This is a genomic window from Oceanospirillum sanctuarii (assembly GCF_002150805.1).
Lineage (GTDB): Bacteria > Pseudomonadota > Gammaproteobacteria > Pseudomonadales > Halomonadaceae > Oceanospirillum > Oceanospirillum sanctuarii.
Genome location: NZ_MTBA01000003.1, coordinates 153,167 through 180,164, shown reverse-complemented (window position 1 = coordinate 180,164; position 26,998 = coordinate 153,167). Strand labels below are relative to the sequence as shown.

Sequence of the window (26,998 nt, the reverse complement as noted above, 5' to 3'; positions counted from 1 at the left end):
GTTTATTGATTCTTTTCTTTAGCGGCGATCAGAAGCTTTTCAACCTGTTCCGGTCCCGGCAGATGATCCTTGCTGTAGATATCATCCCGCCATTGCAGGGTGCCGTTCTCATCCTGCCAAACGGTCCAGTACATCAGATAAACCGGCAGCAAAGGTTCCATCTTCAGATAGCGTTCCTCTTTGGATCGCAACACTTCCTGTACTCTGTCTTCGGTCCAGCCCCATGGCTTATCAGCCAGCAGACGATCCACCAGAGGCAGCGCATCTTCCAGACGCACACAGCCGTTACTCATGGCTCTGTCGCGACGATTAAACAGATGCTTGGCTGGGGTATCGTGCATATAGATCGCTTTGTTGTTCGACAGGCGGAATTTTACATAGCCCAGCTGATTGTATTTGCCCGGCAACTGCACAAAACGGTAAGGGAATTGCTCCGGGTCTTCCTCAAACTCGTTAAAGTTGATCTGTTCTAACGGCACTTCCTGAGCAGGGGTGTTCCAGCCATCAACAATCTGCATCTCACGATCTTTCAGATAGTTGGGGTTGTTTTTTACCCTCGGCAGGATGCTCTTCACGCCAATACTTTGCGGAATATTCCAGCGTGGGCTGAGGATCACTGAGGTCAGCGCCTGCTTCATAATCGGCGTACGGTGCTCCGGCGAGCCAACAATTACCCGCATCTCCATGGTGGGTTTGTTCTTCTCCACCAGTTCCAGTTTGTAGTCCGCCATATTGATCATCATATAGCGGTTACCCAGCTTGGCTGGCAGATGGTAGAGGCGGCGGAAGTTGTGCGCCAGTCGCAGCACACGCTTCTCAGGCGACAGGTTAAGTACCCGGCGTGTCTGCAGGCCGATAATGCCATCAACAGTCTGGCCGTGGCTGGCCTGCACCTTCTTCACCGCTGCGACCAGTTCGCCGTCATAACGTCCCGGGAAGGCGGGTTTGTAATCCTTGGACAGAACCTGCAGGCGTTGCAGCTGTTCGATCAGAACCGGCATCCAGCTCTCGCGAATCATACCCGGGTCGAGACGTTCACCCATAGACAGCTTCGGCCAGGGCGTTTTTAACTGGCTGCGCCAGTAAGTCAGGGCACTGAGAAGCGGTTTGGTTTGCTGTGCCGTCGGGTAGAGTTTGCCAATCAAACGATCCAGATAGCTGTTGCGCTTGGCTTCCGGCATAGCTGAAGCCATTTTCAGTTCCAGCTTCAGATCTTCCATCCAGGGCTTAGGTGCTGACTGAAAGCTGTTCAGGGCAACTCCGCCATAGCGGTATTCCTGATGGTCGTCATCTTCATCCGCCAGAATAAAACGTTCGGTGGCAATATCGTGACGCAGCTGAGCATAGATCTCACTGTAACGGAGATCCGTTGCCAGCAGATCACGGGGTAGCGTCAGATCCAGCGGAACCTGCTTCGGATAGAGGAAGTTCCGGTAAGGTTTCAGCCACGGATGCGGATTTGAGGGCAGATCCATGGTGGCAAAGACAGTCGCCAGTCGGGTCAGTTCTTTTGCGGCTTTACCGGGCTTGCCTGTTTTATCCAGCCAGATAGGTTTGAAGCCATTGTCCTGATAAGCCGGTGCAATCTGAGCGGCGAACTCGGTCTTGCGCTCATCAAAGAGGCTCAGCAAGTTAGTTTGCTGATAGAGGTGGCGGAAGTTGTCGGCCAGTTTCAGAACTCTATCCTGAGGCGGCAGATTCAGGAGCTGACGGGTTTGCTGCCCGATAATACCGTCAGCGGTTTGTCCGTGTTGTGTCTGCAGACGTTTTACCGCATCCACCAGCTGATTGTCGTAGCGACCCGGAAAATCCGGTTGGTAATCCTGAGGTAAAACCTGAAGACGTTGCAGCTGTTCGATCAGAGCGGGCATCCAGCTTTCCCGGATCATGCCGGGGTCGAGGCGCTCACCTTCAGACAGTTGCGGCCATGGCTTTTCCAGCTGTGTTTGCCAGTAGCCGAGATTTTCCAGCAGTGCGGCAGTTTGGTCGGCTTTCGGATAGAGGTTTCTGATCTGAGCCTGCAGATAGGCTTCCCGCTCGATTGCTGGCAGAAGGGAGGCGCTCTTCAGCTCTTTTTCCAGTTTCAGCAGTTCAGCTTTTTCTGTTTTCGTGACGCGATTACGACCTGTGCTTTGAGTGCCTGCGTCAGTCGCCATAAAGCGATTGGTGGCGATGTCGTAATGCAGTCGGGCATACATCTCGCTGTAGAGCAGGTCGGTGGCCAGCAGATAGCGGGGCAGTGCCAGATCCATGGGTTGCTGCTGGAACGTCAGAAAGCTCTGATAAGGCTTCAGCCAGTGCTGAGGATTATCCGGCGTTTCAAGGGCCGAAAAGATACGAACCAGCCGGATCAGCTCTTTAGCTGCAGCGCCCGGCTCACCGGTTTCATCCAGCCAGATATGTTTAAAGTCATTATCCAGATAAGCCGGAGCGATCTGGGGGGCAAAATCCGTGGTGGCATTATCAAAACGGCTGCGCAGGGTCACGCCGATCCAGGCACTTTCAATATTACTGATACTGCTGACAGCTTTTGGCGCAGGTGCTGCCGTAGTCGTAGATGTGGACAGGGTGGCATGAGCTGGACTTGCCAGCATCAGGCTCAAAATAAGCCCGGACAGAATGCCGGTGACCGCAGCACGCACGCCGAAAATTGAGGTTACGGTAGACGGAGAAAACCTGAACAAAAGACTACCTTCCGGATATGAATCGATGGCTGGAAAACTCGGCCCGGGATCAGAAACAGCTCACAGGCAGATCAGAGTTCGTACTCCCCTTTGTCCACCCGGATGCCACGTTTGTTCCATCAGAGTTTGCCGCCCGGAGTGGTTGCGGATCAGTATTGTACTGGCCCTTGTGCCATAGTCCATACTGGATCGGATAAAAGATGGAGATAAAAAGCGTTCTTTAGCCAAACCTATGCCTGTATCAGGTAATTCGTGGTCTGCAGCCTCTTCATCGTTGGCGACAACTGCCAAAAAATGGTTCTCGTTCAGAGGATAATGGGAGGCGGTCAGCTCCTCCATAAACTCTTCCATCAGCTGCTTGCTGTGACGCACTTTGGGCCAGGGGGTATCCAGTCGGTGATTGCTTAATCCGTAAACTCCGGCGGGCAGATTGGCGTCAAAGTCGTAGTAAGCCGCTCCACTTTCAGCACCAAAGCGATTGCAGCCATAGCCAAGAGTTTCGCCATCACTCACCAGCAGATTAAAACCACCGGTATCCATGGCGCTGGAAGCGATCTCCTTGAGAAATGCTTCCGGAGTCATAGACCCTTCAAGAAAGTCCTGACAGAGTTTTCCCCGACTCAGAGGATAACTTTTGCTCATCTCTGAAGCCTGACGATAGTTGGTTACCGCAGCAAAGCGACCGCTTTCAGTGATGCCCATCCAGGTGCCGCCGGCCTGCTGGTCACGGCCCGCGATAACCGGGCTGTTGTTCCAGCAGGCAAGTGGCGCAGTAGGTCGCTGATAAAACTCATCACGATTTGCTGCGACCACCAACGGATAGGTCTGATCTTTTTGCCAGGAAAAAAGAATTAAACACATAACAGAAGCCCGGATAAAAAGTGTGTCTGGATCAGGCGGCGATGACGCATGCTGTAACCGGCCGGAACCTGAGGCTGATCACTTAAATGTAAGTGAAAATGTCGTTGCAGACAGTGTATGATACTTTCTCTTCAGAAATGAATTCTGCCGGAAAGGTTTATTCAGGGAAGCCCATGCCAGAGACCGATCAACCGTTGCGTATCTCACTGAAAAAGTGGATCTACAAAGCCTACGTGCGCTCTAACATGGTGCAGCTGATTTTTGTCAACGCTGCCTTTCTGATTCTCCTGCTGGGAACCTTCTTTCTGCTGGGGCTTAACCAGCAAAACACCGCCCGCAAAGAATACGAGCAACAGCTGATCGGGGCGCTGCAATCCAAGACCGATTGGGTTAATGCCCGACTGAGTTCAGTACAGAGTCAGTTGCAGGTTTTGCAGCGTCAGACTGAACGAACGCTGACCTCAGATCAGCCCGGTGACTGGACAACGCCTCTGGATTACACCGAGGGCAACGTACTGATGAAGCCGCAGGATGACGGCGGTGTTGCAGTTTATTACTCCACCCAGTCCCGTGATCTGTCGTCCCGTGAAGAGAAAGCCCGCAAGTTACTTCCCCTGAGCTACCTGTTTGCAGACCTTCAGCAAGCCAACCAGCTGGTGAAACAGGTTTATCTGAATACTCCTGACAACCTTAATCTGCTCTATCCCTATCAGGATGTGCATGCTCAGTTTGCACCGGATCTGGATCTGACCACCTTCAGTTTCTATTACCTGGCGGATAAAACCCATAACCCGCAGCGTCAGCCGGTATGGACCGATGCTTATCTTGATCCGGCAGGTCTTGGCTGGATCATCTCCCATATTGCGCCGGTATATGACGGCGATAGTCTGGAAGCGGTTGTGGGCCTGGATCTGACCGTTGAAACTCTGATCAGCAATCTGTTCTCTCTGCCTCAGCCCTGGTCCGGTTATGCGGTTCTGGTCGGCAAAGATGGCAACATTCTGGCGTTGCCACCGGAAGGGGAAGAAGACTTTGGCCTGAAAGAGCTGACTGACGGTCAATACAGTTTCCGTCATGTCACCACCAATGAATTTAAACCGGAACTGTTTAATCTCTATAAACGCCCGGAGATGTCCGATCTGTCCCGACTGGTCGCACATCAGCAGGCAGGATTGGCGCAGATCGAACTGAACCGCCCAAGTGTTGTGGCCTGGAATACTGTGCCTTTAACGGGCTGGAAGCTGCTGGCGGTGACACCTCAGGAAGAACTTTACGCCCAGGCAGAGGGCTTTGCCGGTTACCTGAAAGATATCGGATTGCTTGTTCTGTTACTGATCCTGATCCTGTTTGCGCTGCACCTGGGGATTCACAAATCCCGCAGCCGTAAACTCTATCAGCAGATGCAGGGGCCATTGGAGTATTTTGATGGCGTTGCCCGGGCAGCACTGGAAGGCAAGGCGATGCCTCAGAAAACCCTCAGTAGTCCGGTCACTGAGATTCAGAATATTGCCGATCTGCTGCGTCGTTTTGCTCAGGAAAACGACACCCTGAAGCAGCAGTTGGATCAGTATCAGGCCAGTTGCCACAAACAGAATGATCATTTCCGCAGTTTGTTGAACAGCATTCCTATGCCGGTCTTTGATACCGACAGTGAGTACCGCCTTCAGGGCTGCAACCGTGCTTTCGAGCAGTTCTTTGGCAAGAGTGAAGCGGAGCTGAAAGGTCATCTGCTGACGGAGTTTATTCCGGTGACACCGCCCGATGACGGTTCCTATTCCAAAGAGCTGGTTCTGACCAGTGCCAGCAAAGAAAGTCATCCGGTATCTGTAGTACTGTCCCGTGCAACGGATAATTCCCGTTCAGAAAGCTCCCGTGGTGAGCTATCCCGTATTGAGGGGGGGCGAATCGACAGTTCCCGCCGTGAATACGGTCGTGGCCGACCTATGGTGGGTTTGCTGATGGATCTGTCGGATCAGTATCAGGCGCGGGATCAGATGAAGTTTGATCGTGACCGTGCTCTTGAAGCATCCAAATTGCAGACAGAATATCTGCAGGCGATGCGACGAGAACTGGAAGGGCCGCTGTTGAATCTGGTGAGCCTGACAGAACAGTTACGAGAGCAGCCGGATCAGCGTGAGCGTCTGAGTCTGCTGCTGAAAGAGAAAGTTGATGCCCTGATGTACCTCACCCGGGATAACTGGGTAACGGAAAATCCTGATGCGCCACCGACTCCAAAGCCCAAGGGCGAGCAGAAGCAGTCCCATGTACTGGTGGTGGATGATGGTCCGGTAAACACCATGTTGGCGAAATCTGCCCTGCAAAAGGTCGGTTACGAGGTGGATGTGGTGAACAGCGGTCAGGAAGCGCTGGAACTGATGACTGAGAAAACCTATCAGGTTGTGCTGATGGATATCTTTATGCCGGAGATGGATGGCATCGAAACGACCATCCGCTGGCGCGAGCGGGAGAAAGCGATGCAGCTATCCCCTGCTGCTATTATCGCCGTAACCGCTAATGTGCTGGAAAGTGAGCGTCAGCGCTTCTTTGATGCCGGTATGAACGAATATCTGGCGAAGCCCTATCACCCTTCTGAGCTGCGCTCCCGGGTTGATCACTGGCGACAACAGTACGAAGAGGGGCAGGTTCCGGCCTGAATCTCTGATACCCTGTACTGAATAATAATTTTAATACCCTATACCGACAGACTGAGTCCCAGCTGTCGGTTTTTCTGTCTGGAACATAAGATTTATGGAAACGCTCTTAATGTATGTGGCTCTTGGAGCCGCAGCGGGAACACTGGCTGGTCTGTTTGGTATCGGCGGTGGTCTGATTATTGTGCCTGTGCTGGTTCTGAGTTTTACCGCGCAAGGAATCTCTCCTGAGGTGCTGACTCACCTGGCGGTGGGCACCTCGCTGGCAACGATTGTGGTCACCTCAATCAGTTCGGTCAAAGCTCACCATGCCAAAGGCGCTGTGCGCTGGGACTGGTTCAGCGGTATCGCGATCGGCATCGTTTTTGGTTCTGCTCTGGGTGTTAAAACCGCCGGTATGATGAGTGGAGATCTGCTGCAGAAAGTGATCGGTGTCTTTGCCATCGTGATCGCTTTCCAGATGGGGCTGGGGCTGAAACCCAAGGCAAGCCGAACCATTCCGGGTCGTCCGGGTCTGATCGCTGCAGGTGGTGTGATCGGTTGGGCTTCTGCCATTTTTGGTATTGGTGGCGGTTCTCTGACCGTACCTTTCCTGAGCTGGTGTAATGTGAAGATGCAGACGGCGGTTGCCACATCTGCAGCTGTTGGTTTGCCGATTGCGGTGGTAGGTGCACTGGTGAATATCGAAGAGGGCTGGGGACACCCGCTACTGCCGGAATACGCCACCGGTTATGTCTATTGGCCGGCTTTTATTGGCATTGTTTCCACCAGCGTTATCTTCGCCAAAGTGGGTGCCAAGCTGGCGCATAGTCTGCCTTCCGATACCCTGAAGCGTATTTTTGCCGTGTTGCTGCTGATTATCGGCAGTCGCTTCCTGTTAAGTTAATGTTGAGCTGATCGTTAGGTCCGCTATCAAAGTGAACATTAAGGTTATTTCATGCTGCAGTACCCACAGATAGATCCTGTTCTGGTGGCGTTAGGGCCACTAAAAATCCACTGGTATGGCCTGATGTATCTGATCGGCTTTGCCGGAGCCTGGTGGCTGGCCAAACAAAGAGCACATCGTCTGGGCTGGAGCCGGGATGATGTCAGTGATCTGATCTTCTACGGTGCGGTCGGTGTGGTGCTGGGTGGTCGCTTTGGCTATGTTTTCTTCTATAACTTTGATCGCTTTATGGCAGAGCCGCTTTGGCTGTTCCGGGTATGGGAAGGCGGTATGTCCTTCCACGGTGGTCTGTTGGGCGTGATTGTCGCCATGATCATTTTTGCCCGCCGTATGAACGCCAATATGCTCACCGTAACTGACTTTATTGCCCCTCTGGTGCCGATCGGCCTGGGTGCTGGTCGTGTGGGTAACTTTATTGGTGGCGAACTCTGGGGGCGCCCGACAGATCTGCCCTGGGGTATGGTATTTCCTCATGTGGATAATCTGGCCCGGCATCCGTCCCAGCTGTATCAGTTTGCATTGGAAGGTGTCGCCCTGTTTGTGATTCTGAATCTGCTGGATCGTACCCGTCCGGCGCGCGGTGTGATCTCCGGCGCATTTCTGACCTGTTACGGCATCTTCCGTTTTGTGATGGAATTTGTCCGTCAGCCGGATGCTCATCTGGGTTTTATCGCTTTCGACTGGCTGACCATGGGGCAACTCCTGTCCCTGCCGATGATTCTCGGTGGTCTCGCACTGATCGCCTGGGGCAGAAAACAGGCGATTGTGGATCAGAAAGGCTGATCTGTTTTACAGCACATCTGCCTTTAAGTCCGGTAAACGTCTTTTTAGTTCTTTGCAAAAGGGCGCGCTAACGTAAAATAGCGCCCCTGAATTTTTAAACTCTGGAATACCCCATGCAGCAGTATCTCGATCTTAGTCGTCGCATCGTGGAAGAAGGCATCTGGGTTGATAACGAACGTACCGGCAAACGCTGCCTGACGGTTATCAATGCGGATCTGGAATACGATGTGGAAAACAATCAGTTTCCACTGATCACCACCCGGAAAAGCTTTTGGAAAGCGGCGATTGCAGAGTTGCTGGGTTACCTGCGGGGTTACAGCAGTGCTGCCGAGTTCCGGGCTATCGGCTGCAACACCTGGAACGCCAATGCCAACGACAATCCAAGCTGGCTGAATAATCCGCACCGCAAAGGTGAGGATGATATGGGGCGGGTTTATGGTGTTCAGGGTCGTAGCTGGGCAAAGCCGGATGGCACGTATCTGGATCAGCTGAAAAAGATCGTTGATGATCTGAGCCGTGGCGTTGACGACCGGGGTGAAATTCTGAATTTCTACAACCCGGGTGAGTTCGATATGGGGTGTCTGCGTCCTTGTATGTACAGCCATCACTTCTCCCTGCTGGGCGGTAAGCTTTACCTGAACAGTACCCAGCGTAGCTGTGATGTGCCGCTGGGGCTGAACTTTAATCAGGTTCAGGTATTTACCCTGTTGGCGCTGATGGCGCAGATCACAGGTCATCAGCCGGGTAAGGCGTATCACAAGATTGTGAATGCCCACATCTATGAGGATCAGCTGGAACTGATGCGTGATGTGCAGCTGAAACGTGAACCTTTCCCGTCACCTCAGCTGAAGATCAATCCTAAGATCAAAACACTGGAAGATCTGGAAACCTGGGTAACGCTGGATGATTTTGAAGTGCTGGGTTATCAGCACCACGACGCGATTCAGTATCCGTTTTCGGTCTGATCCACTTTGTGGGTTGTTGAACCTGCAAGTCTGAGTAAAGCATCAGGAATTTTATGCCGATGGTGAAAGCTGAAGGTTAACTTCTGCCCCGCCATCAGCAGCATCGATAAAAAGTGAGAGTAAAATGGCGTTAGAACTGGATGCACCGGTAGCCCTGATCTGGGCGATGGCAGAGAACCGTACTATCGGTATCGACAACAAACTGCCCTGGTACCTGCCAAAAGATCTGCAGTTTTTTAAGCAGTGCACCTGGGCAAAGCCTGTGATCATGGGACGTAAGACCCACGAATCCATTGGCCGCCCGCTGCCGGGTCGTACCAATATCATTGTCACCCGTGATACGGCTTTCACTGCTGAAGGTTGTGTGGTGGTGCACTCACTGGAAGAGGCGCTGGAGCGTGCGGACCAGCAGTGTCTGATCGATGGTGGTGAAGAGATCATCATTATGGGTGGTGCTGATATCTATAAGCAGGCACTGCCTTATGCTAATAAACTCTATATCACCAAGGTTCACGCAGAGGTTGAAGGCGATGCCTTCTTCCCGGAATACGATGAAAGCCAGTGGCAGGAAGTCTCCCGCGAAGAGTGCAAAAAGGAAGGCACCGGTGAGTACGATTATGGCTTTTATATTTATCAACCAGCAGGGTAACATGGCGTAACAGCCGGTAAGGCCGCCGTAGAAATGAAGGATAGGGTATTGCCCATGCCAAGTGATTCATCAGCCAGCACACTAGATCACCTGTTCAATGAACTCAGCGAACGGGCGGATAACAGTTTTCAGGCGCTGAAAAGCCATCACCAGAAAATTGCGGAGTTGAATCAGACCTGCTCGGGGCTCAAGGGAGAGAACCGGAATCTGCAGGAGCGTTGTGATCATCTGGAACGCAGTCTTGCGGAATCCAGAGCGGAACTTGAAGCCGCTCAGGAAGCTGCGCTTTTAGCTGCTGTGGAACAGGCTGCCGAAGAGCCTGAAGCCCCTTCGGTGGAAGAAGCAATTTCAGTTGTTGATGATGGTCTTGTTGAAGAGCTGCAGTCGGAAAACTTACGCCTCAGTACCGAACTTGAGAGTCTTCAGGGCGAGCACCAGACCCTTGAGCAGCGCATGGCGGATCTGCAGCAGCGCCTTAAGGCTCTGATTGACGGTTCTCTGCTGGATAGTTCAGAAGCGATCCGTAGTCTGATCCGGGAAACGCTGGATCCTGCGGACTGGCCTGCGGCTGAGGCTGCAACCGGAGCCGTTTCAACAAGGGTGACTGAAGCTGAAGAAGAATCAACACCGGATAAGTTTGATGCCAAGTCGATTCTGGCTGGCTGGAGTGAACGCTACCCGAAAGCCTTCTCAACGGTGACTATTCAGCCCCTTAAGATCGGTATCCATGAAGATCTGGCGCAGAGTGAATCCCTGCCGGATCACTGGATTCGCCGAGCTCTGGCCGGTTATGTACGCAGTCCCCGTTATCTTCGGGTGCTGAAAACCGGTGCGGTGCGTATGGATCTGACCGGTAATAACGCGGGTTTTGTGACGGAAGAAGAGGCTGGTCACGCTAAAGATCAGCTGGAAACGATCCGTCAGCAGCGACTTGAGAAAGAGAAAGCTGCACGGGCAAAAGAAGAGAAAAAACGTTTGAGCAATAAGCTATCTCAGCTGGTGACGAAGAAATAATCCTCGTTTTCTGAGTCTCAAATGGGCGTTAATAGCGCCGAAAATAAAAAATCCCCTCCATGTGAGGGGATTTTTTGTGACATTTATTTAATATTTTTGTCGCTGAAGCGACCTGTAAAAGTAGGTTCTTTACTTTAAACCGTAATTAGCACCTAACTTTTCAGTACCAGGCTTCAAGCTTGCCGTTGATCATCGCCTGCAGAAGATCAGTGCGAGTGATAATACCTTTCAGTTCATCTTTTGCTGTTACCACAGGCATGGCGGAAACTTTTTGCTCCAGCATGGCGTGAGCGATATCCAGCAGTGACGCATCCGGGCTTACGGTCAGCAGTTTACGGCTGATCAGATCGCCCAGCATCACTTCATCAGCGGTCCGCCCTTGCAGTTCAATATCACCAACCCCTGAGGTGACCTTGAGAATATCCTTGTCGGATACCAGTCCCATCAAAGCACCTTTGCGGTTCAGCAGCAGGAGATGATGTACCTGATGTTGCTGCATCAGTCGCCAGCCCTGCTGCAGGTTCTGATCAAATTCGGCAGATACGATAGGTGTCGACATGATCATGGCTGCACTGACTGCCGGACGTTCACCGTGGCTGTGGCTTTGCTCTGTGGAAGAGTAGGCTTTCAGGGCTTTGCGGGACAGTTCAACCTTACTCTCCGACTTGGCATCTTTGCTTTGTTCCTCTCCGGTCTGACCCTCTTCCCGCTCCTGAAGGTCTTCTTCCCGGCGTTGAATCGCGTTGCGTTGAATCTGCTCAAAAGGGCGTTCTGCCATGCGTTCGAGGTGGCTGGAATCACTGTCAGTATCGGACAAACGACGGGTATGCTTGGCCTCCTGCAGGGCATCAATGCCGCGCCGGCCAAGCAGCGTTTTGCGCGGGGTGTGGATTCTCATCCCCTGTTCATAAACGGCAAATACCATGACTTTCTCCTAAACCTGACTCGGGCACTCTTATCAATCACACAATCAACCACACAGGCTATCTATCGGCCGCAGGGTCAATAGATTTACATCTGTTAACAACTTTGACTGCAAAGCTAACAAAATGATCCTGGTTGCAGCGGCTCTACGAAGTCAGGTTTGAAAGGTAATATTGTCTGCTGATCAGAGGGGGTACTCGTCCAGAAATGCAAAGCTCAGAAAGCAGCACAAGAGACCAAGAATCATCAGGAAGGCCGGGACTGGAAAAGTCAGAGCAAGAATACCGGAACCGATCCACAGCTCCTTTACCCGACGTTTCCGTGCCAGGTACTGACGGGTAAACCCCCGGCGGTAGAAGTGCTTATCATCCGGTGTTTTGTTCTGCATCCAGGGAAGATCAAACCATTTTTTGAAGGATTTCATCGAGTCACCTCCCACTCAGGGGTTCTAAAACCGTATGTAAAATATGGTTTACAAGTGATTATTTGTCACAGTCTTTATGCACGTTCTATAAAGTTAGGAAACTTATCCTGTCTTTTTTTGGGAAGTCGCAACATTTAGCTTTCACTCAGCGGACCTCTCAGGAAAATTGACTGGAAAATTTCATACGATTGCTTTAAAAATGACACCTTGGTCTAATACGCCGAACTAAAATTAATAAAAAACATCCACAATTCACTCGATACCAGGAAGCGCACCCCATGTCCGACGCGCCTGTTGCTCTGGAAATCAGAGATCTCCATAAAAGTTATGGCTCCTTAGAAGTTTTAAAAGGTATTTCCCTGCAAGCCCGTGACGGAGACGTCATCTCAATTTTAGGTTCCAGCGGCTCCGGAAAGAGTACTTTCCTGCGTTGTATCAATCTGTTGGAATCCCCTTCATCCGGTACGATTACCGTAGCCGGTGAATCCCTAAAGCTTAAAAAGAACAAAGACGGCGAACTGGAAGCTGCAGATCAGAAGCAGCTGGAACGTATGCGTTCCGAGATCGGCTTTGTATTCCAGAATTTCAATCTCTGGCCGCACCGCACCGTGCTGGAAAACATCATTGAAGCGCCGGTACATGTTTTAAAGCGTAGCAAAGATGAAGCGATTGCCCGTGCTGAAGAGCTGCTGAAGAAGGTTGGTCTGTACGATAAGCGTCATAACTATCCGAGCCAGCTTTCCGGTGGTCAGCAGCAGCGTATTGCGATCGCCCGTACTTTGGCGATGGATCCTCAGGTGCTGCTGTTTGATGAGCCGACCTCTGCTCTGGATCCTGAGCTGGTTAACGAAGTGCTGGCGGTAATGCGTGATCTGGCAGCTGAAGGCCGTACCATGCTGATCGTGACCCACGAGATGCGCTTTGCCCGTGATGTATCAACCCAGATCGTGTTCCTGCATCAGGGACAGGTTGAGGAAGTGGGTCCACCGGAGAAAGTATTCGGTAATCCTGATTCAGAGCGCTGCCGCGAGTTTTTGAGTAGCCATATTTAAGATTTTTACTGCTTATGGTGCCTTACCATGGCGTTAAAAACCGTGCCCGTTGGGTGAGAACTTCCTTTACGGCGCACAGCGATAATTAAAATAAATCCCAAGAGGAATCCACAATGAATCTGAAACACGCTCTGGCCGGAGTGGCCGTTGTTGCGGCTACCCTGACCGCTCCATTCAGCATGGCGGCGGACAAAATCCGCATCGCGACCGAAGGTGCCTACGCGCCTTTTAACTACATCGATGAGTCTGGTGAGCTGAAAGGCTTCGATGTTGATATCGCTAAAGCGCTTTGTGAAGAGATGAAAGCAGATTGCACCATCGTTGCTCAGGACTGGGACGGTATTATCCCGGGTCTGATGGCTCGTAAGTACGATGCGATCATCGCAAGTATGTCCATCACTCCTGAGCGTAGCCGCGTGGTTGATTTCACCGACCCGTACTACTCCAACAGCCTGATCTTCGTTGCACCTAAGAAGAGCAAGTTCTCTCCTGAGAAAGTATCCGGTAAAGCGATCGGTGCTCAGCGTGCGACTATCGCAGGTCAGTACCTGGAAGATAACCTGGGCGACAAAGTAAGCGTTAAGCTGTATGACACTCAGGACAATGCATACCTGGATCTGGCTTCCGGCCGTCTGGATGCGATCGTATCTGACCAGCTGCCTGCATACGACTGGCTGCGTTCTGACGCAGGTCAGGCGTTTGAGTTCAAAGGCGAGAAGATCGATATCGATGACAAGATCGGCATCGCTGTTCGTAAGAACGACAAGCTGCGTCAGAAAATGAACAAAGCTCTGAAAGCGATTCTTGAAAACGGTACTTACGACCGCATTAACGCGCAGTACTTCCCGTTCTCTATCTACTAAGACCGGGCGTTTCGTCTGATCTGTAATGGCCGCCAAGCGGCCATTACTTTTTCAACCTATCCCTAACGTCATCGGTATCTCCTATGGATCTGCAAGGTTTTGGTCACCTGCTCATCAGCGGGGCCTGGGTTACGCTGCAGCTGGCATTGTGCAGTCTGGCAGTAGGCCTGATTTTTGGTTTGTTGGGCGCATCTGCCAAGGTGTCCTCTTCAAAAGTTCTCCGAGCAATCGGTAACGGTTACACCCTGTTTGTCCGGGGTATGCCTGAGCTGTTGCTGGTTCTGACGATCTTCTTTGGTTCGTCTGCTGTTCTGATGGCGATCGCCAGTCAGTTTGGTTATGACGAATATATCGAACTCAGCCCTTTTGTGGCGGGTGTTACTGCCTTGAGTATCGCCTTTGGTGCTTATGCGACCGAGGTGTTCCGTAGTGCGCTGCAGGAGATCCCTAAAGGTCAGAAAGAAGCGGCAGTTGCTTTGGGTATGACCAAGTACCAGACCTTTAAGCGAGTGACTCTGCCTCAGGTATGGCGTATTGCTCTGCCCGGTTTAGGTAACCTCTTTTTGGTATTGCTGAAAGACACCGCACTGGTTTCTGTGATCGGTTTGAATGAACTGATGCGTCAGGCGGCTGTGGCAGTAGGTTATACCAAAGAGCCGTTCACCTTTTATGTGGCTGCTGCCTGTATCTATCTGTTCCTGACCTCGATCTCTATGGCGGGTCTGTATTATCTGGAACGCTTCGCCAATCGTGGTTATCAGGGGGCACGCTAATGAACTGGGACTGGACTGTTATCTGGGAAAATATCCCGAAACTGATGGACGGCGCGCTGCTGACGCTGGAACTGGTTCTGTTCTCAGGCCTGATCGGTGTTTTGCTGGCGATTCCATTGGCGCTGCTGCGTGTCTCCAACAATATATGGGTACGTGCGCTGCCTTACGCCTATATCTTCTTTTTCCGTGGAACACCGCTGCTGATTCAGATCTTTCTGGTCTACTACGGCGCGTCTCAGTTCGAATGGATTAAAGAGTCGTCTCTGTGGCCGATTCTGCGTGAGCCTTACTGGTGTGCTGTGATCACCTTTGGTTTGCACACTGCAGCCTATATTGCAGAGCTGCTGCGTGGTGCGATTCAGTCGATTCCGAAAGGTGAGATTGAAGCGGCTAAGGCGCTGGGTATGAGCTATCCGAAAATGCTGCGTCGTATCACTCTGCCCCGTGCTTTTGGCATCATGATGCCATCTTACGGTAACGAGGTGATTCTGATGCTGAAGGGGAGTGCGCTGGCGTCTACTATCACTCTGCTGGATCTGACCGGTATGGCGCGTACCATTATCGCCCGTACCTATACGCCACTGGAGATCTTCCTAGCAGCGGGTGTGATGTATCTGATTATCAGTGCTCTGATTATCTTTCTGTTCCGCATGCTGGAGCGTTACTTCAATCGCCACCAGCATTGGCCGAATGAAAAGCCAAAAGGTCTGGATTCTCAGCTGCTAAGCAAGGATTGAGCGGAAGAATAGCTTAAGAGATAAGCAGTTAAGGGATATGAAAAAGCCCCGGTTTCTGAACTCTGTAATGAGTCAGGAACCGGGGCTTTTTTTGTCTATGCCTGTGCTGATTTACGGGGCTATTGTGCTGCTTCGTTAACCGACAGCTCCGAAGTGGAGGGAAACCCCGGAGCTGCAATAGGTTAAGTCAGGAGCACTTTATCCCTTTGTTTAGCACTTAAAGCGGGAGATATTCTGCTGCAGCTGAACTGCCAGTTGCGACAGCTCCTCACTGCTGGCGGCAACCATATCGGAACCTGTTGCTGCTTCGGCAGATACGTTCACAATGTTCACCAGATTGCGGTTCATCTCTTCAGCAACGGCACTTTGCTCTTCAGTCGCAGTAGCTACCTGAGCGGTCATATCACGTACAGTCTGCATCTGCTGAACAATCATCTTCAGCTCTTCACCGGCGTGAGTTGCGGCCTCTACAGACTCTTCAGCCCACTTACGGCTGCGTTCCATTACTTCCACTGCGTTACGGGCACCGCTACGCAGACGGTCGTTCATGTCGCGGATCTCTTTGGTGGAGTCCTGAGTACGCTGTGCCAGCTGACGAACTTCATCAGCAACCACCGCAAAACCACGACCACTTTCACCGGCACGGGCTGCTTCAATAGCGGCGTTAAGTGCCAGCAGGTTGGTTTGCTCGGAGATACCCTGAATCACTTCCAGAACGGTACCAATTTCTTCGGTATCGCTCTCCAGAGCGCGGATAACGCGGGACGCTTCTTCCACTTCATGGTTCAGATGAGTGATCTTTCTGACGGTGTCTTCAACTTCGTGGTTACCTTCGTCAGCTTCTTCATCGGCTGCGTTGGTTGCCTGAGCGCTGGCGCTGGCGTTATGCGCCACTTCCTGCACGGTTGCAGACATTTCGTTCATCGCGGTAGACAGCAGGTCAGTCTCTTCAGACTGGCGGCGGATACCGGTACTGGTTTGCTCGGCAGTCGAGGCCAGCTCTTCCGCTGCGCCCTGTAGCTGGTTAACGGAGCTGGTCAGCAGGAAGATGAGGTCCTGGAAGGTTTGCAGGGTGTGATCCACTGAGCGGGACATGCTGCTCAGTTCATCTTTACCTGTCATATTCACGCGAACTCTCAGGTCTCCATTGGCAACCTGATCCATGGTTTTGCTGACCTGAGCCAGAGGTTCGGTTACGGAGCGGGTGATAGCAATAGCAACGGCCAGCATGATCGCCAGTACCACTGCCAGCTGAACGGCTGCGTGGATCAGCTCATCAACAAAGAGTTCTTCGATTTCGTAGATGTAATCACCGGAACCGACAACCCACTGCCACTCCGGAAGTACTTTAACATAAGAGGTTTTGCGCTTCGGCTCGTTGAAGCCGGCTTTTGGCCAACGATAGGTGAAGAAACCATCAGCTTTGCCCTGACGACCCAGATTGGCGATATCTTTAAAGACAAACTGGCCATCCTGAGTTTTAACACCGGAAAGATCACGACCAACTACCTTGGCATCACCACCGTGGGCGATGGTTACAGCATCGTAATCCAGTACAAAGAAGTATTCGCCGTCAGCATAGATCATATTCTGAACAGAGCGTTTGGCGGCCGCCTTGGCTTCTGCTTCAGACATTGCGCCGGATTTAGCCAGTGCGGCGTAACCGGAAATCATAGTGTGGGCAGACTCTACAAGAGCTTTCACCTTCTGATTGGAGTCTTCAAAAAGAGCATCCCGGTGATCCTGCAGGGACATAAACTGCAGAATAGCCATCGCTACCACAGCCAGTCCTATAAGAAAGTAAAGGCGGGCCTTTACCGTAAATTCCTGAAGATTCATAACACTCCCTCGGGGCATGTGAGCTTGATTATCAATGCAGATGCAACATCAAAGCGTCAGGCCAAGGGGTGCATCCGTGCATTAGGTTTTCAGATCATTCTAGCAGTGAATGTTTAAACTTTCTGTTACATTCAGCGTTTCCGGCGGTGATCCTTTTGTTGGAAAATTGCCCTAAGACAGTTTTCAGTTATATCTATTGGAAAACAATAGCTTGGCAAGAAAAAGCGGTGCACATCCGGCACCGCTTTGGGGCATTTTCCGGAATACAATCCGGAAGATTAAAACCGGCGTAACGAACCCTGCAGAGGCATAAAGCCACCTTTGTCCACCACAGGTCCCATCTCGTCCGGATTGTTATCCGAATTCATCGGATCAACACTGACAATAATCTGGGCATTGACCAACTGAGTCTGCATCCATTGGGGCACATCAAGTTTGATCAGTCCGGAATGGGGCAGAGTACCTACCATGGCGTACTGATCACCCACTTTCAGCCAGAGTTTGCAGACTTTGCCATCGGGAATTGAGGCGGGTTTAACCGTCTGCACCATCAGGTGGCTGCGATCCATGCTGGCGTTAACCAACCAGGCCGGATTTTTTTCCGGAGAGTTCACCACATAGAGATGGTCGGCGGTATCGGCATTGATCATGGGCGGTTTAAATAGCAGTACCGTTGCCAGAGCCAGTGCAAAGGAGAAAGAAACCATCGCAGATAGCTGCCAGAACTTCAGGCTAAAGCCACTCCGGGCAGGCTCTATCTGCTGTTCGATCTTTTTCCACAAGCGCGCAGGCGGCTGAACAGGATCCAGACTGGTATCGAGAATCTGCAGATCTTCCCGCCATTGCTGAACATCAGCCTGCAGATCCGGGCTGAAAGCCAGCAGAGCTTCAAAGGAGGCCTTCTCCCGGGTAGACAGGGTGTTAAGAACGTACTCCCCGGCGGCCAGATGGCGCTGTTCCGGCGAAGTCAGGTCATAGGGTTCAGTTACATGATTGGGCTCAGACATGTTTTCAACCTCTCAAGACCACGACGAATCCAGGTTTTTACAGTGCCCAGCGGTTGGTCGAGTCGCTCGGACAGCTCCTGATGGCTATAGCCTTCAAAGTAGGCCAGTTCAATGCATTGGCGCTGAGCCTCTTTCAGCTCTTTCAGGCACCGATGCACGTGACCGGAGTCCTGCCATTGCTGTGCCAGATGATCAGTCTGGCTTGCGTGATCAGCCTGTTGTACCAGAACCTCATCACTGTCATTGAACTGATCATTTTTATGGCGGCGTAACCAGTCCAGAGCCTGATTGCGGGCGATGGTGTTCATCCAGGTCATCGGACGGGCGATCTCGGGATTGTATTGTCCGGCGCTGTTCCAGATTTTCAGGTAGACCTGTTGCAGACAATCTTCCGCATGGCTCTCATTGCGTAAGATACGCAGCAAAACCGCAAACAGATGCGAAGAGGTTGCTTTATACAGAACCTTAAGTGCTTTCGGCTCCTGTTGCTGACAGCGGGTCAGTAGCTTTTGCAGATGAGTTGGATCCGGAGTCTCTGATTTCATAATCACTCTCTTTTATCGTGCCTTCATTGTGCACTAAATCGGAGTCTGGCAGAAAGCGCTCTTTGCAAAAGGCTTTTTGTTAGCAGGCTGAGGAGGCTGCCTCAGATCACAAGACCGGATAAAGCATTCAGTCGACACTGAAATAGCCGGTAAAACTGTGTTAGGGTTTGATCTGATTAATTTTTCTCGTTCTGACTGGGTCAGAGACGAATAGGGTATCAAGCGTTACCCGTTAAAGAATAAAACAGGACAGGATTATGGCGATGCAGCATCAGGCAGGTATTTGTTGGATTAAAGAAGATCAGTGGCAGCGTTTTCTGGAAGTGACTGATGATGCTGATATGCTGGAAAGCGACTGGCACGAGTGGGCAGCAAAGACTGAAGAGATGATTGAAACCTTCTCTGCCAAAGGCATTGAAGTGGTTAAGGTTCCGGTGGATGTGGAAGAGCTGATCGCTTGGTGTAACGAGAAAGAGCGGACTGTAAACAGCAGCAGTCGCGCTGAATACGTCACCAAATTGATGACCGGCCAGCCGGTGAGTGGTGAGACCCGTCACTGACTCTTTGTTGTATGGGCTCAGAACAAAAAAGGGCTGCCTGTTATTTTGACAGGCAGCCCTTTTTGTTGACGGACTGCGAGCTGTATTAGCTCGCTAATGCCGCTGTTTCTGTTTTTGAAGCGGTCGCCCGATGGGAAGCGACTTCCTTAAACATCGAGCGCAGTTGCTTTACCGGCGTGCTTCCCGGATAGCGGATATTCATCGGGCCTTTGCGGAACAGGCGGTGATCCATCTCGATCAGGTCTTCTGCAATCTCCGGTGTGAAATCCATCTGTGCCAGAATGTCTTTTTCCAGATCGACTCCCGGTGCAATTTCCGTGAGTAGCAGGCCGTGTTCAGTCAGGCGGAATACGGCGCGTTCGGTAATAAAGGTCACCTTCTGACCTTTCTGGGCGGCATATTCCCCGTTAAAAGTAATCTGCTGTACCGACTGACAGAACTTCTTCTGCTGGCCGTTGCTGATCACCTGCAGGGATTCACCTTCAAAGGTCAGCTCCTGTTTACCTGAGGTAAAGGTGCCCAGGAAAAAGACTTCCTGTGTGTTCTGGGTGATATTGATAAAGCCTCCGGCCCCGGCCAGTTTTGGGCCAAAGCGACTGACATTAACGTGTCCTTCCGGGCAGGTTTCCGCAAGACCCAGAAATGCCTGATCCAGACCGCCACCATCGTAGAAATCAAACTGTGCAGGCTGATCCACTACCGAGGTCGCATTGGTCACCGCACCGAAGCTGAGGCCGCTGGCCGGTTGTCCACCGATACCTCCTGGTTCAACGCTAAGGGTAAAGCTGCTGAGCAGGCCTTCTTCTGCGGCTACCTGAGACACCATCTCAGGCATGCCGATACCCAGATTGATCACGCCACCTTTTTTTAGCTCCAGCAGAGCACGACGACCAATCACCTTGCGGGCATCCAGAGTGACCGGGTTAACCTGAGTCTGAGGAACGCGAATCTCACCGGTATAGGCTGGGTTGTAGGTCTCTGCAAAAGTTTGCGGATGATCTTCAGCTGGGGCGACGATAACGTAATCCACAAGACTTGCCGGAATACGTACCCGATCCGGTGTCAGCTGATGTTGCTCGGTCAGGCGTTCTACCTGAACAAAGACCTTGCCGCCGCTGTTATGCACCGCTTGAGCGATGGCAAGACCATCTAATGGCAGGGCTTCACGCTCCATGGAGATATTGCCTTCAGCATCCGCCGTAGTACCACGCAACAGGGCGACATCCAGCGGGAAGCTTTTATAGAACAGGTAATCCTCGCCATTAATCGGCATCAGCTGCACATGATCTTCTTCGCTGACCTGATTCACCTTGCCCCCATCCTGACGGGGATCGACAAAGGTGTGCAAGCCCACACGGGTGAGAGTGCCGGGTTTGCCGGCAGCGATATCGCGATAGAGATGGCAGATCACACCTTGCGGCAGGTTGTAGGCAGCAATTTCATTATTCATCGCCATACGGCCAAGGCCGGGAGCCAGCCCCCAGTGCCCGCCAAGAACCTTCTTCACCAGACCTTTGTGGGCAAAATGGTTAAGCCCTCGGGTCTGGGCGTCACCCTGACCTGCGGCATACACCAGAGACAGATTGTTGGGATGGCCGGTTTCCAGAAAGCGTTTCTCAATCGCTTTCGCCAGTGTTTCGGCGAAACCGATACCGATAAAGCCGCCGGTGGAGATGGTTGCGTTGTCGTCGATGAGCTGAGCCGCCTGTTCGGCGCTGATTAACTTATCCATTGTCAGAACTCTCAGATTATTTTTGTTTTGATAGCTGTAAAAAAGGGCTCTGTCCGAGCCGGATCTGGAGTCTGTTATTACAAGGTTCAGGCCAGTTTGCTGAAGGTCTGTGAAAACAAGGGGTTAGAGTTTTTGATCGATTTGATAGAGCTGCTTTGTGTCTAGCTTAAGGCTAAAAATGTATAAATAGCTGGACGATTTCTTAATTATTAGACGTTTTATCTTGGCATCGTTTCAGACGGTTGTAGAAGGTTGCCCGTGAGATACCAAGGCTTTGTGCTGCGGCGGTGCGATTACCCTGATGGCGATTAAGTGCTTCCTGCAGCAGCTGGCATTCATGCTGTTGCTGAAGACTCTTCAGATCCGTTGGTGTTGGTTTAGCAGGAGCTGCATCGTTTTGCAGATCACTGGCATTTGATACGACTTGGGTGACGGGTGAGACGAAAGATTGAAGCGCCGCCGAAGGATCAAGTGCCGAGATAGGATCGTCAGCCCCCAGATCCTGCGGGCTGATCTGTTCGCCTTCGGCCATAACGCAGGCCCGCTCGAGACGGTTGCGCAGCTCCCTGACATTGCCCGGCCAGTGATAATCGCTAAGCCAGCCTAGTGCGGATTCTGACAGCTGTAGTTCCGGCAGGTGGGTCTGGCGCTGAATATCCTGTAGCAGATGTTGCGCAAGCAGAGCGATATCTCCCTGCCGCTGGCGAAGAGGAGGCAGATGAATCGGCAGAACGTGCAGCCGGTAGTAAAGATCGGCGCGGAACTGTCCCTGCTCGACAAGCTCGGCAAGATTCTTGGAAGTGGCCGCGATAATGCGGACATCCACGCTGATCAGGCGGTTGGAACCGAGAGCTTCAACTTCCCGCTCCTGTAACACCCGCAGCAGTTTGGCCTGCATCGCCAGTGGCATCTCGGCAATTTCATCCAGAAACAGGGTGCCGCCATCCGCCAGTTGGATTTTACCGATCCGGCCTTTGCGGTCGGCACCGGTATAGGCACCTGCTGCGGTGCCAAAAAGCTCCGCTTCTGCCAGAGGCTCCGGCAGTGCCGCCATATTGATGCCGACAAAAGGGGCGTTACGTCTGGGGGATGCCTGATGAATCCCCTGTGCCAGCAGCTCTTTACCGGTGCCGGTCTCGCCTAATAACAGCAGTGTGGTATCCAGCTGAGCAGCACGCTGCGCCTGACGTTTCATCTGGGTGATCTGAGGCGACTGGCCGATAATATCGTCCAGCTGATAGCGACTGGTTCGCAGCAGGTTCTCTTTTTCAAAGCGCCGGCGCAGACGGGCAAACTTATCAAACAGCGGCTGCAGTTCATCCAGATCGTTGTGGAAGATAAGCCCTAAAGCACCGACTACCTCACCGGCTTCATTGCGTAACGGCAGACGGTTGACCACACACCAGTGGTTGTTGATCTCCATAAGATCGACAAACATCGGCTTACCGGTCTGCACCACCCTTGGCATCTGAGAGGTTGGTAGCAGTTGTTCTACCGGCATCCCGGCAGGATCAAGATTTGCAGGCAGATCCAGCAGTTTGCGGTAAGCATCACTGATCCAGACAATGCGGCACTGACGATCGATCACCAGCGAACCCTGACAGGCGTTGGTCAGCTGTTCCAGCAGAATATGGGACGCGTGATCGTTGGAAAGCAGGTGCATCAGATTTTTCGGGGTCATCAGTTATACCGTCTCAAGCCTTTGTTTTTATTCGATTGAGAAACCTTTGCTGGGTGCCACCATCAAATTAGGGCTAAAATAGCACGGCGGATCAAGAGGTGGCTATTTCACCTGATAAGAGGGAAACATGCAGATACAAGAGATTGATAAACAAAACTATTTAAAGCTGAGCCGAAAAGTCAGTCTGGTGCTGATTGTCTGTTTTGCGGTTACAGCGATGGCCAGTGGCCAGTTTCTGGTGCTGACCTGGGGTAACCCTGAAGGTGGAAACTTCTATCTCAATCTGGCGGGTGTGATTGTTGGTGTTCTGGTGACCAGTCTGGTGTTCTCCTTCTACAAAAATGACCCGCGCCTGACCGACCTGCTCTATGTTTTCCGCCTGAAACGTATGCTGGCGCGAATTACCAACCGTATGCATCTGCTGAAAAAAGCAGTAAAAGCAGATGATGAGGATGCTCAGCGTATCCTGCGTTTCTATTATGAAGGACTGATGCAGGTCTACTATCTGGAAAGCAATGAGTACGGCCATTCCGAACTGATTAAAGAGCGGGATGTTTTTTACGAAGGCCTGTCGGATGCTCTGAAAGAAGAAGCTCTGGTGGATCTGCAGCCGGAGTTTATTGAAGCTATTGCCAAGCGGCATGCGGATTAAACCGCTTTGTTATTCGGGAGTCTGAATCGGTTATGGCGATCAGCAAATCTGAATCAGCTTTGATAGAGCAGACCCTTCATTCGATTGAGGGGCTGAAACTGGCCTATCTTTTTGGCTCAAGGGCTCAGGGATGCTCAACTTCAGCAAGTGATTGGGATATCGCTTTTCTTGCACAAAAGCCCATGGCTGCATTGGATCGCTGGGAGTTAGCCCAGGCACTGGCTTCTGAATTGGGTGCTGATGTTGATCTGATCGACCTTGCCGAAGCCTCAACGGTAATGCGCATGCAGGTTGTGACTCAGGGCGTTCGTTTATATGGCAAACCGTATGATGCGGACGTTTTTGAGATGCAGGTTTACAGCATGTACGGTCGGCTACAGGAGTCCAGAGAAGGGATTCTGCAGGATTTTATCGGGGAGCTGAAAGATGAATGATGTTGTTGTGAACAAGCTGGCGACAATCCGTCGTTGCCTGAATCGTATCAGAGAAGAGTTTACTGACGAGACGGAATTTCGCAGCAACTTCACCAAGCAAGACTCTGTCATCCTCAATTTGCAGCGAGCCTGCGAAGCTTCAATCGATATCTGCAATCATATTATTCGCCAGCGCTCACTGGGGATTCCTCAGTCAGCCAGAGACAGTTTTGAAATTATGGTTCAGGCTAAATTGATACATACCGATAGTGGCGAAAAGCTCAAAAAAATGGTGGGGCTACGTAATATCGCAGTACACGATTATCAGGCTTTGAATCTGGATATTGTGGTTGCTGTGGTGAAGAAACATCTGATCGACTTTGAGGACTTTTCCCGCCAGGTGGTTGATCTTTAAAGCCCATTTTTGAGCTGTTTAGTCGGAAAAGGCCTGCTATTGCAGGCCTTTTGTTTTTTAGCTGTGCCTGAAAATCACAGCGAGTGATCAGACAGGTTTCTGCGTTGTTGGCGGATCATCCTGTGAGTTGTCGTTTGGCTTCGTGCCTTCATTGCTATCTGTTTTATCCGTTGAGGAATGTTGAAGATCCGGCAGTGGCACAGGTTTCATATGGCGCTGGCGACCATCCCGTCGGGAAAGTTCAGTACCGCAGAGTTTGCAGTAGTCAGCATCGGCATCATGGCCCTCTTCGCCGCAACCACGGCAAACCAGATGCATGTGCCGCTTCATGGTATTGGAGAGCTCTACCGTTACGATACCCGTTGGTACGGCAATTACGGCGTAACCCATGATCATGACGATTGATGACAGGAACTGGCCGAAGTTGGTCTGCGGGGTGATATCGCCATAGCCTACGGTAGTGAGGGTCACAATTGCCCAGTAGATGCTGCGGGGAATGCTGGTATAGCCGTTCTCCGGGCCTTCAACCACGTACATGATGGAGCCAAATACGGTCACCATGGTGATAACGGTAAAAAGGAATACCGTGATCTTACGGCGACTGGCCTGCATCGCCTTGGCAAGAGCTGCGGCTTCGCCAACGTAGTGGAACAGACGCAGAATCCGGAAAACCCGGAGCACCCGCACTAGACGAACCACCAGTAAGACCTCGGTTCCGGCAAAAAATAGGCTGAGATAAGTCGGGATAATACAAAGCAGATCCACCACACCAAAGAAGCTGGTGGCGTATTTCAGCGGTTTGCCAATGCTGTAAAGGCGCAGCAGATACTCGATGGTAAAGATGATGGTGAAGCCCCACTCGATAATATAGAGCTCTTCATGCCAGCGATCATGGATCTCCTGCACACTGTCCAGCATCACCAAGGCGACGCTCAATAAGATGCAGATGATGAGTGCTATATCGAAACCTTTTGCCAGCGGCGTATTGGCTTCGAAGATGACGTGATAGATCTTCTGACGCAGCCCCTGTTGTGCAGGTTGCTCCGTTTGTTCAGTGGAGGGTGTTTTCTGATCCGCAGCCATTGTGGGGGTCACTTTTGTAGCTGGTTAAGACATCGTTGCGGGAGCCGAAGCTCCCATTTATTCGTTTGCCGGAATTGTCCGCTAATCAGCGCAGCAGATTCTGCTGCAGACTGTTGAAGGTCAGCTCGTGGCGGCCAAGCTCCAGAATCAGTTCGTACTGATCGTCCTGATTGCGTTTGATCAGTTTTTGATCAATGCCTGCAGCACCTTCACGTTCCAGTTTCAGCAATGCCATCTCTTCTGCCATCAGGCCACTTAATTTCGTGATGTCTTTGAGTAGCTCTTTGGTTTGCTGCTGCAGGTTTTTGACTCCCAGTGCTGGTGTCGGGTACTGATAGTGAATCCAACGACTCAGGTGTAACAAAGGTGCTTGTTGGCGCAGCCATAGGACTTTGTCGGTGGGATAACGTGGCAGCTGTACCCGATTCAGAAGCGCCTGAAAGATTGTCTCGCTGTCACTGAAGTGACTTTGCGGTAGCTCACGGTTCATCAGATAGAGCCACTGCATCACTTCCAGCAGGGTTTGACCGACCCAGGGGGCGGTCATCAGGCGCTGATAGTGCTCGTTCAGGGTAGAAAAGTCGGCACTGTTTCTCAGTTCTGCCGGGCAGCTTTCCAGGCGCTCCCAGCTGTTTTTCTGCTGGTGCGATGTTGCCAGGTATTCCAGTGAATAGCTCAGCATGCGCATTTTATATCGCAGTGCAGTTGGGTAGCGCAGAATCTCAGGGATGTTGTTTTGTCGGCTCAGGTGCAGCAGGCACCAGCGCAGCTGGCGCAGACTGTCATAAAGCTTGTCCAGTAAAACCCAGTTGCGGTTAAAGGCCAGTTGGTCTCGGGCAGAGATAAACTGATCCAGCTCGCTTTGTGCTGCACGAATCAGCCCCTGAATATCCTCAAACGCGGGAACTCCGGCAGGCGTCAGGCCGGCCTTTTCCGGTGCAAAAAGACGGAAGCCTCTTTGAGCTTTGCTGATATTGCTGATTAGCAGAGGGACTTCATCGGACAGGTCGTGGGCGACTTTAAACAGCAGGTCGGCATCACCGGATTTCAGTTCCAGTTCGATCTCGCTGATAGGGTCTTTTTTGCCTTGGGCGATCGCTTCGCCCTGATCGTGGACCAGCTCAATCTCAGCATTCAGATGCTCATGGCTGACCTTCAGCATCCAGCGTTGGCGGGTGAAGTTGGTTTCAAAGGCGGGTTGCAGAGTTGCTTTCAGCTGATCGGCATCCAGAGACTTGGGCCAGCAGTCGGCATCGATCAGACTCAGGTCTAGTTCAGGTTTGCTCAGTTCCCATTCCCATTCGCCTCTTTCATGCAGACCACCGCTGCCACTACCACTGGTTTTCAGGGTCTGAATGTAGCGGTCACCGGCTTTTCGGATGCGCAGTGCTACTCTTGCTTTATTAAGCTGTAAATCCTGTGTATCGAAATAGATATTTGTCAGAACCTTACTGTCGAAGCTGACCGCCTGACCTAAAACAGGGTGCTGGCGTAACAGAGCGCCGGCCTGAGCAGGTATGGTCAGTTTGAGTTCGATTTCCTTGGCCATGGTGTCCTCTTTAACAGTGGTTCGGTGGCGATACACAACAAGTCAGTGAAAAACAGATCGTTCAAAGTAGTGCTGCAGGATAAAAAGCATCCGTGCAGTTTACCAGTCTAATATCTGTTCAGGTTGGCATTTTGTGCTGGCATTTTAGCCCTGCAAACCGGCTTGCGGATTTTGGTCAAAAAAGTCTGTTAAGGGT

25 protein-coding genes are annotated in these 26,998 nt (G+C 51.7%); 14 read left to right on the top strand and 11 right to left on the bottom strand.

Going from position 1 to position 26,998, the window contains the following annotated elements:
- Window positions 1-2: 2 nt before the first annotated feature.
- Together BV405_RS04625 and BV405_RS04620 are read right to left on the bottom strand one after the other, a co-directional pair.
- The gene (locus BV405_RS04625) at window positions 3-2,684 is read right to left on the bottom strand and encodes a L,D-transpeptidase family protein (protein ID WP_140054467.1); all 2,682 of its coding nucleotides are present in this window, start codon (window positions 2,682-2,684) and stop codon (window positions 3-5) included.
- A gap of 60 nt (window positions 2,685-2,744) precedes the next feature.
- On the bottom strand, window positions 2,745-3,545 hold the full coding sequence (locus tag BV405_RS04620) for an NRDE family protein (RefSeq protein ID WP_086479700.1): 801 nt from the start codon (window positions 3,543-3,545) through the stop codon (window positions 2,745-2,747).
- 173 nt (window positions 3,546-3,718) lie between these two features.
- Here BV405_RS04620 and BV405_RS04615 point away from each other — a divergent pair, with 173 nt between their 5' ends.
- The 6 genes from BV405_RS04615 to BV405_RS04590 all read left to right on the top strand — a co-directional run bounded on the left by BV405_RS04615 (window position 3,719) and on the right by BV405_RS04590 (window position 10,553).
- The gene (locus tag BV405_RS04615) at window positions 3,719-6,199 is read left to right on the top strand and encodes a response regulator (RefSeq protein WP_176330049.1); all 2,481 of its coding nucleotides are present in this window, start codon (window positions 3,719-3,721) and stop codon (window positions 6,197-6,199) included.
- A 94-nt stretch (window positions 6,200-6,293) separates the two neighbouring features.
- Window positions 6,294-7,082, top strand: a complete 789-nt coding sequence (locus BV405_RS04610) for a sulfite exporter TauE/SafE family protein (RefSeq protein WP_086479698.1) — start codon at window positions 6,294-6,296, stop codon at window positions 7,080-7,082.
- A 51-nt stretch (window positions 7,083-7,133) separates the two neighbouring features.
- The gene (gene lgt, locus BV405_RS04605) at window positions 7,134-7,925 is read left to right on the top strand and encodes a prolipoprotein diacylglyceryl transferase (protein ID WP_086479697.1); all 792 of its coding nucleotides are present in this window, start codon (window positions 7,134-7,136) and stop codon (window positions 7,923-7,925) included.
- A gap of 113 nt (window positions 7,926-8,038) precedes the next feature.
- Window positions 8,039-8,890: a thymidylate synthase gene (locus BV405_RS04600; RefSeq protein ID WP_086479696.1), complete on the top strand. Its 852-nt coding sequence runs from the start codon at window positions 8,039-8,041 to the stop codon at window positions 8,888-8,890.
- A gap of 124 nt (window positions 8,891-9,014) precedes the next feature.
- A complete protein-coding gene (locus BV405_RS04595; RefSeq protein WP_086479695.1) occupies window positions 9,015-9,539 on the top strand; it encodes a dihydrofolate reductase in 525 nt (174 codons plus the stop codon).
- A 54-nt stretch (window positions 9,540-9,593) separates the two neighbouring features.
- Window positions 9,594-10,553, top strand: coding sequence for a ProQ/FINO family protein (locus BV405_RS04590; RefSeq protein WP_176330048.1), 960 nt, complete (start codon window positions 9,594-9,596; stop codon window positions 10,551-10,553).
- A gap of 160 nt (window positions 10,554-10,713) precedes the next feature.
- Here BV405_RS04590 and BV405_RS04585 read toward each other — a convergent pair whose 3' ends face one another.
- A complete protein-coding gene (locus tag BV405_RS04585) occupies window positions 10,714-11,478 on the bottom strand; it encodes a CBS domain-containing protein (protein WP_086479693.1) in 765 nt (254 codons plus the stop codon).
- Window positions 11,479-11,661: 183 nt separating this feature from the next.
- Window positions 11,662-11,901: a hypothetical protein gene (locus tag BV405_RS04580; RefSeq protein WP_086479692.1), complete on the bottom strand. Its 240-nt coding sequence runs from the start codon at window positions 11,899-11,901 to the stop codon at window positions 11,662-11,664.
- A gap of 278 nt (window positions 11,902-12,179) precedes the next feature.
- Here BV405_RS04580 and BV405_RS04575 point away from each other — a divergent pair, with 278 nt between their 5' ends.
- The 4 genes from BV405_RS04575 (at window position 12,180) to BV405_RS04560 (ending at window position 15,326) form a co-directional block, all read left to right on the top strand.
- Window positions 12,180-12,953: an ABC transporter ATP-binding protein gene (locus BV405_RS04575; protein WP_086479691.1), complete on the top strand. Its 774-nt coding sequence runs from the start codon at window positions 12,180-12,182 to the stop codon at window positions 12,951-12,953.
- A 113-nt stretch (window positions 12,954-13,066) separates the two neighbouring features.
- Window positions 13,067-13,816 carry an ABC transporter substrate-binding protein gene (locus BV405_RS04570; protein WP_086479690.1) on the top strand — a complete coding sequence of 250 codons (750 nt, stop codon included), beginning with the start codon at window positions 13,067-13,069 and terminating at the stop codon, window positions 13,814-13,816.
- An 83-nt stretch (window positions 13,817-13,899) separates the two neighbouring features.
- Window positions 13,900-14,589: an ABC transporter permease gene (locus BV405_RS04565; RefSeq protein ID WP_086479689.1), complete on the top strand. Its 690-nt coding sequence runs from the start codon at window positions 13,900-13,902 to the stop codon at window positions 14,587-14,589.
- Window positions 14,589-15,326 (top strand): ABC transporter permease, encoded by a 738-nt coding sequence (locus BV405_RS04560; RefSeq protein ID WP_086479688.1) that lies wholly within the window; start codon window positions 14,589-14,591, stop codon window positions 15,324-15,326. The genes BV405_RS04565 and BV405_RS04560 overlap by 1 nt, the downstream gene beginning before the upstream one ends.
- Before the next feature lie 210 nt (window positions 15,327-15,536).
- Here BV405_RS04560 and BV405_RS04555 read toward each other — a convergent pair whose 3' ends face one another.
- The 3 genes from BV405_RS04555 to BV405_RS04545 all read right to left on the bottom strand — a co-directional run bounded on the left by BV405_RS04555 (window position 15,537) and on the right by BV405_RS04545 (window position 18,717).
- Window positions 15,537-17,165 (bottom strand): methyl-accepting chemotaxis protein, encoded by a 1,629-nt coding sequence (locus BV405_RS04555; protein WP_176330047.1) that lies wholly within the window; start codon window positions 17,163-17,165, stop codon window positions 15,537-15,539.
- Between the two features lie 278 nt (window positions 17,166-17,443).
- A complete protein-coding gene (locus BV405_RS04550) occupies window positions 17,444-18,172 on the bottom strand; it encodes an anti-sigma factor (RefSeq protein ID WP_086479686.1) in 729 nt (242 codons plus the stop codon).
- Window positions 18,151-18,717 (bottom strand): RNA polymerase sigma factor, encoded by a 567-nt coding sequence (locus tag BV405_RS04545; protein ID WP_086479685.1) that lies wholly within the window; start codon window positions 18,715-18,717, stop codon window positions 18,151-18,153. Before BV405_RS04545 ends, BV405_RS04550 begins: the two co-directional genes overlap by 22 nt.
- Before the next feature lie 257 nt (window positions 18,718-18,974).
- On the opposite strand from BV405_RS04545, the gene BV405_RS04540 reads away from it, so the two are divergent.
- Window positions 18,975-19,277 (top strand): hypothetical protein, encoded by a 303-nt coding sequence (locus BV405_RS04540; RefSeq protein ID WP_086479684.1) that lies wholly within the window; start codon window positions 18,975-18,977, stop codon window positions 19,275-19,277.
- Window positions 19,278-19,362: 85 nt separating this feature from the next.
- Here BV405_RS04540 and BV405_RS04535 read toward each other — a convergent pair whose 3' ends face one another.
- Together BV405_RS04535 and BV405_RS04530 are read right to left on the bottom strand one after the other, a co-directional pair.
- A complete protein-coding gene (locus tag BV405_RS04535) occupies window positions 19,363-21,009 on the bottom strand; it encodes an acyl CoA:acetate/3-ketoacid CoA transferase (RefSeq protein ID WP_086479683.1) in 1,647 nt (548 codons plus the stop codon).
- Between the two features lie 202 nt (window positions 21,010-21,211).
- On the bottom strand, window positions 21,212-22,690 hold the full coding sequence (locus BV405_RS04530) for a sigma-54 interaction domain-containing protein (protein ID WP_245832237.1): 1,479 nt from the start codon (window positions 22,688-22,690) through the stop codon (window positions 21,212-21,214).
- Between the two features lie 127 nt (window positions 22,691-22,817).
- Between BV405_RS04530 and BV405_RS04525 the strand changes: the two genes are divergently transcribed.
- Genes BV405_RS04525 through hepT form a run of 3 tightly spaced genes read left to right on the top strand, consistent with a single transcriptional unit; the run spans window position 22,818 to window position 24,170 of the window.
- Complete coding sequence (locus BV405_RS04525) at window positions 22,818-23,342, top strand: DUF3087 family protein (RefSeq protein ID WP_086479682.1); 525 nt, start codon at window positions 22,818-22,820, stop codon at window positions 23,340-23,342.
- 32 nt (window positions 23,343-23,374) lie between these two features.
- A complete protein-coding gene (gene mntA, locus BV405_RS04520; RefSeq protein ID WP_086479681.1) occupies window positions 23,375-23,776 on the top strand; it encodes a type VII toxin-antitoxin system MntA family adenylyltransferase antitoxin in 402 nt (133 codons plus the stop codon).
- Window positions 23,769-24,170, top strand: coding sequence for a type VII toxin-antitoxin system HepT family RNase toxin (hepT, locus tag BV405_RS04515; RefSeq protein WP_086479680.1), 402 nt, complete (start codon window positions 23,769-23,771; stop codon window positions 24,168-24,170). Before mntA ends, hepT begins: the two co-directional genes overlap by 8 nt.
- Window positions 24,171-24,257: 87 nt before the next feature.
- Here hepT and BV405_RS04510 read toward each other — a convergent pair whose 3' ends face one another.
- Complete coding sequence (locus tag BV405_RS04510; RefSeq protein ID WP_086479679.1) at window positions 24,258-25,253, bottom strand: ion transporter; 996 nt, start codon at window positions 25,251-25,253, stop codon at window positions 24,258-24,260.
- A gap of 85 nt (window positions 25,254-25,338) precedes the next feature.
- Complete coding sequence (locus BV405_RS04505) at window positions 25,339-26,802, bottom strand: CYTH domain-containing protein (RefSeq protein ID WP_086479678.1); 1,464 nt, start codon at window positions 26,800-26,802, stop codon at window positions 25,339-25,341.
- Window positions 26,803-26,998: the final 196 nt, after the last annotated feature.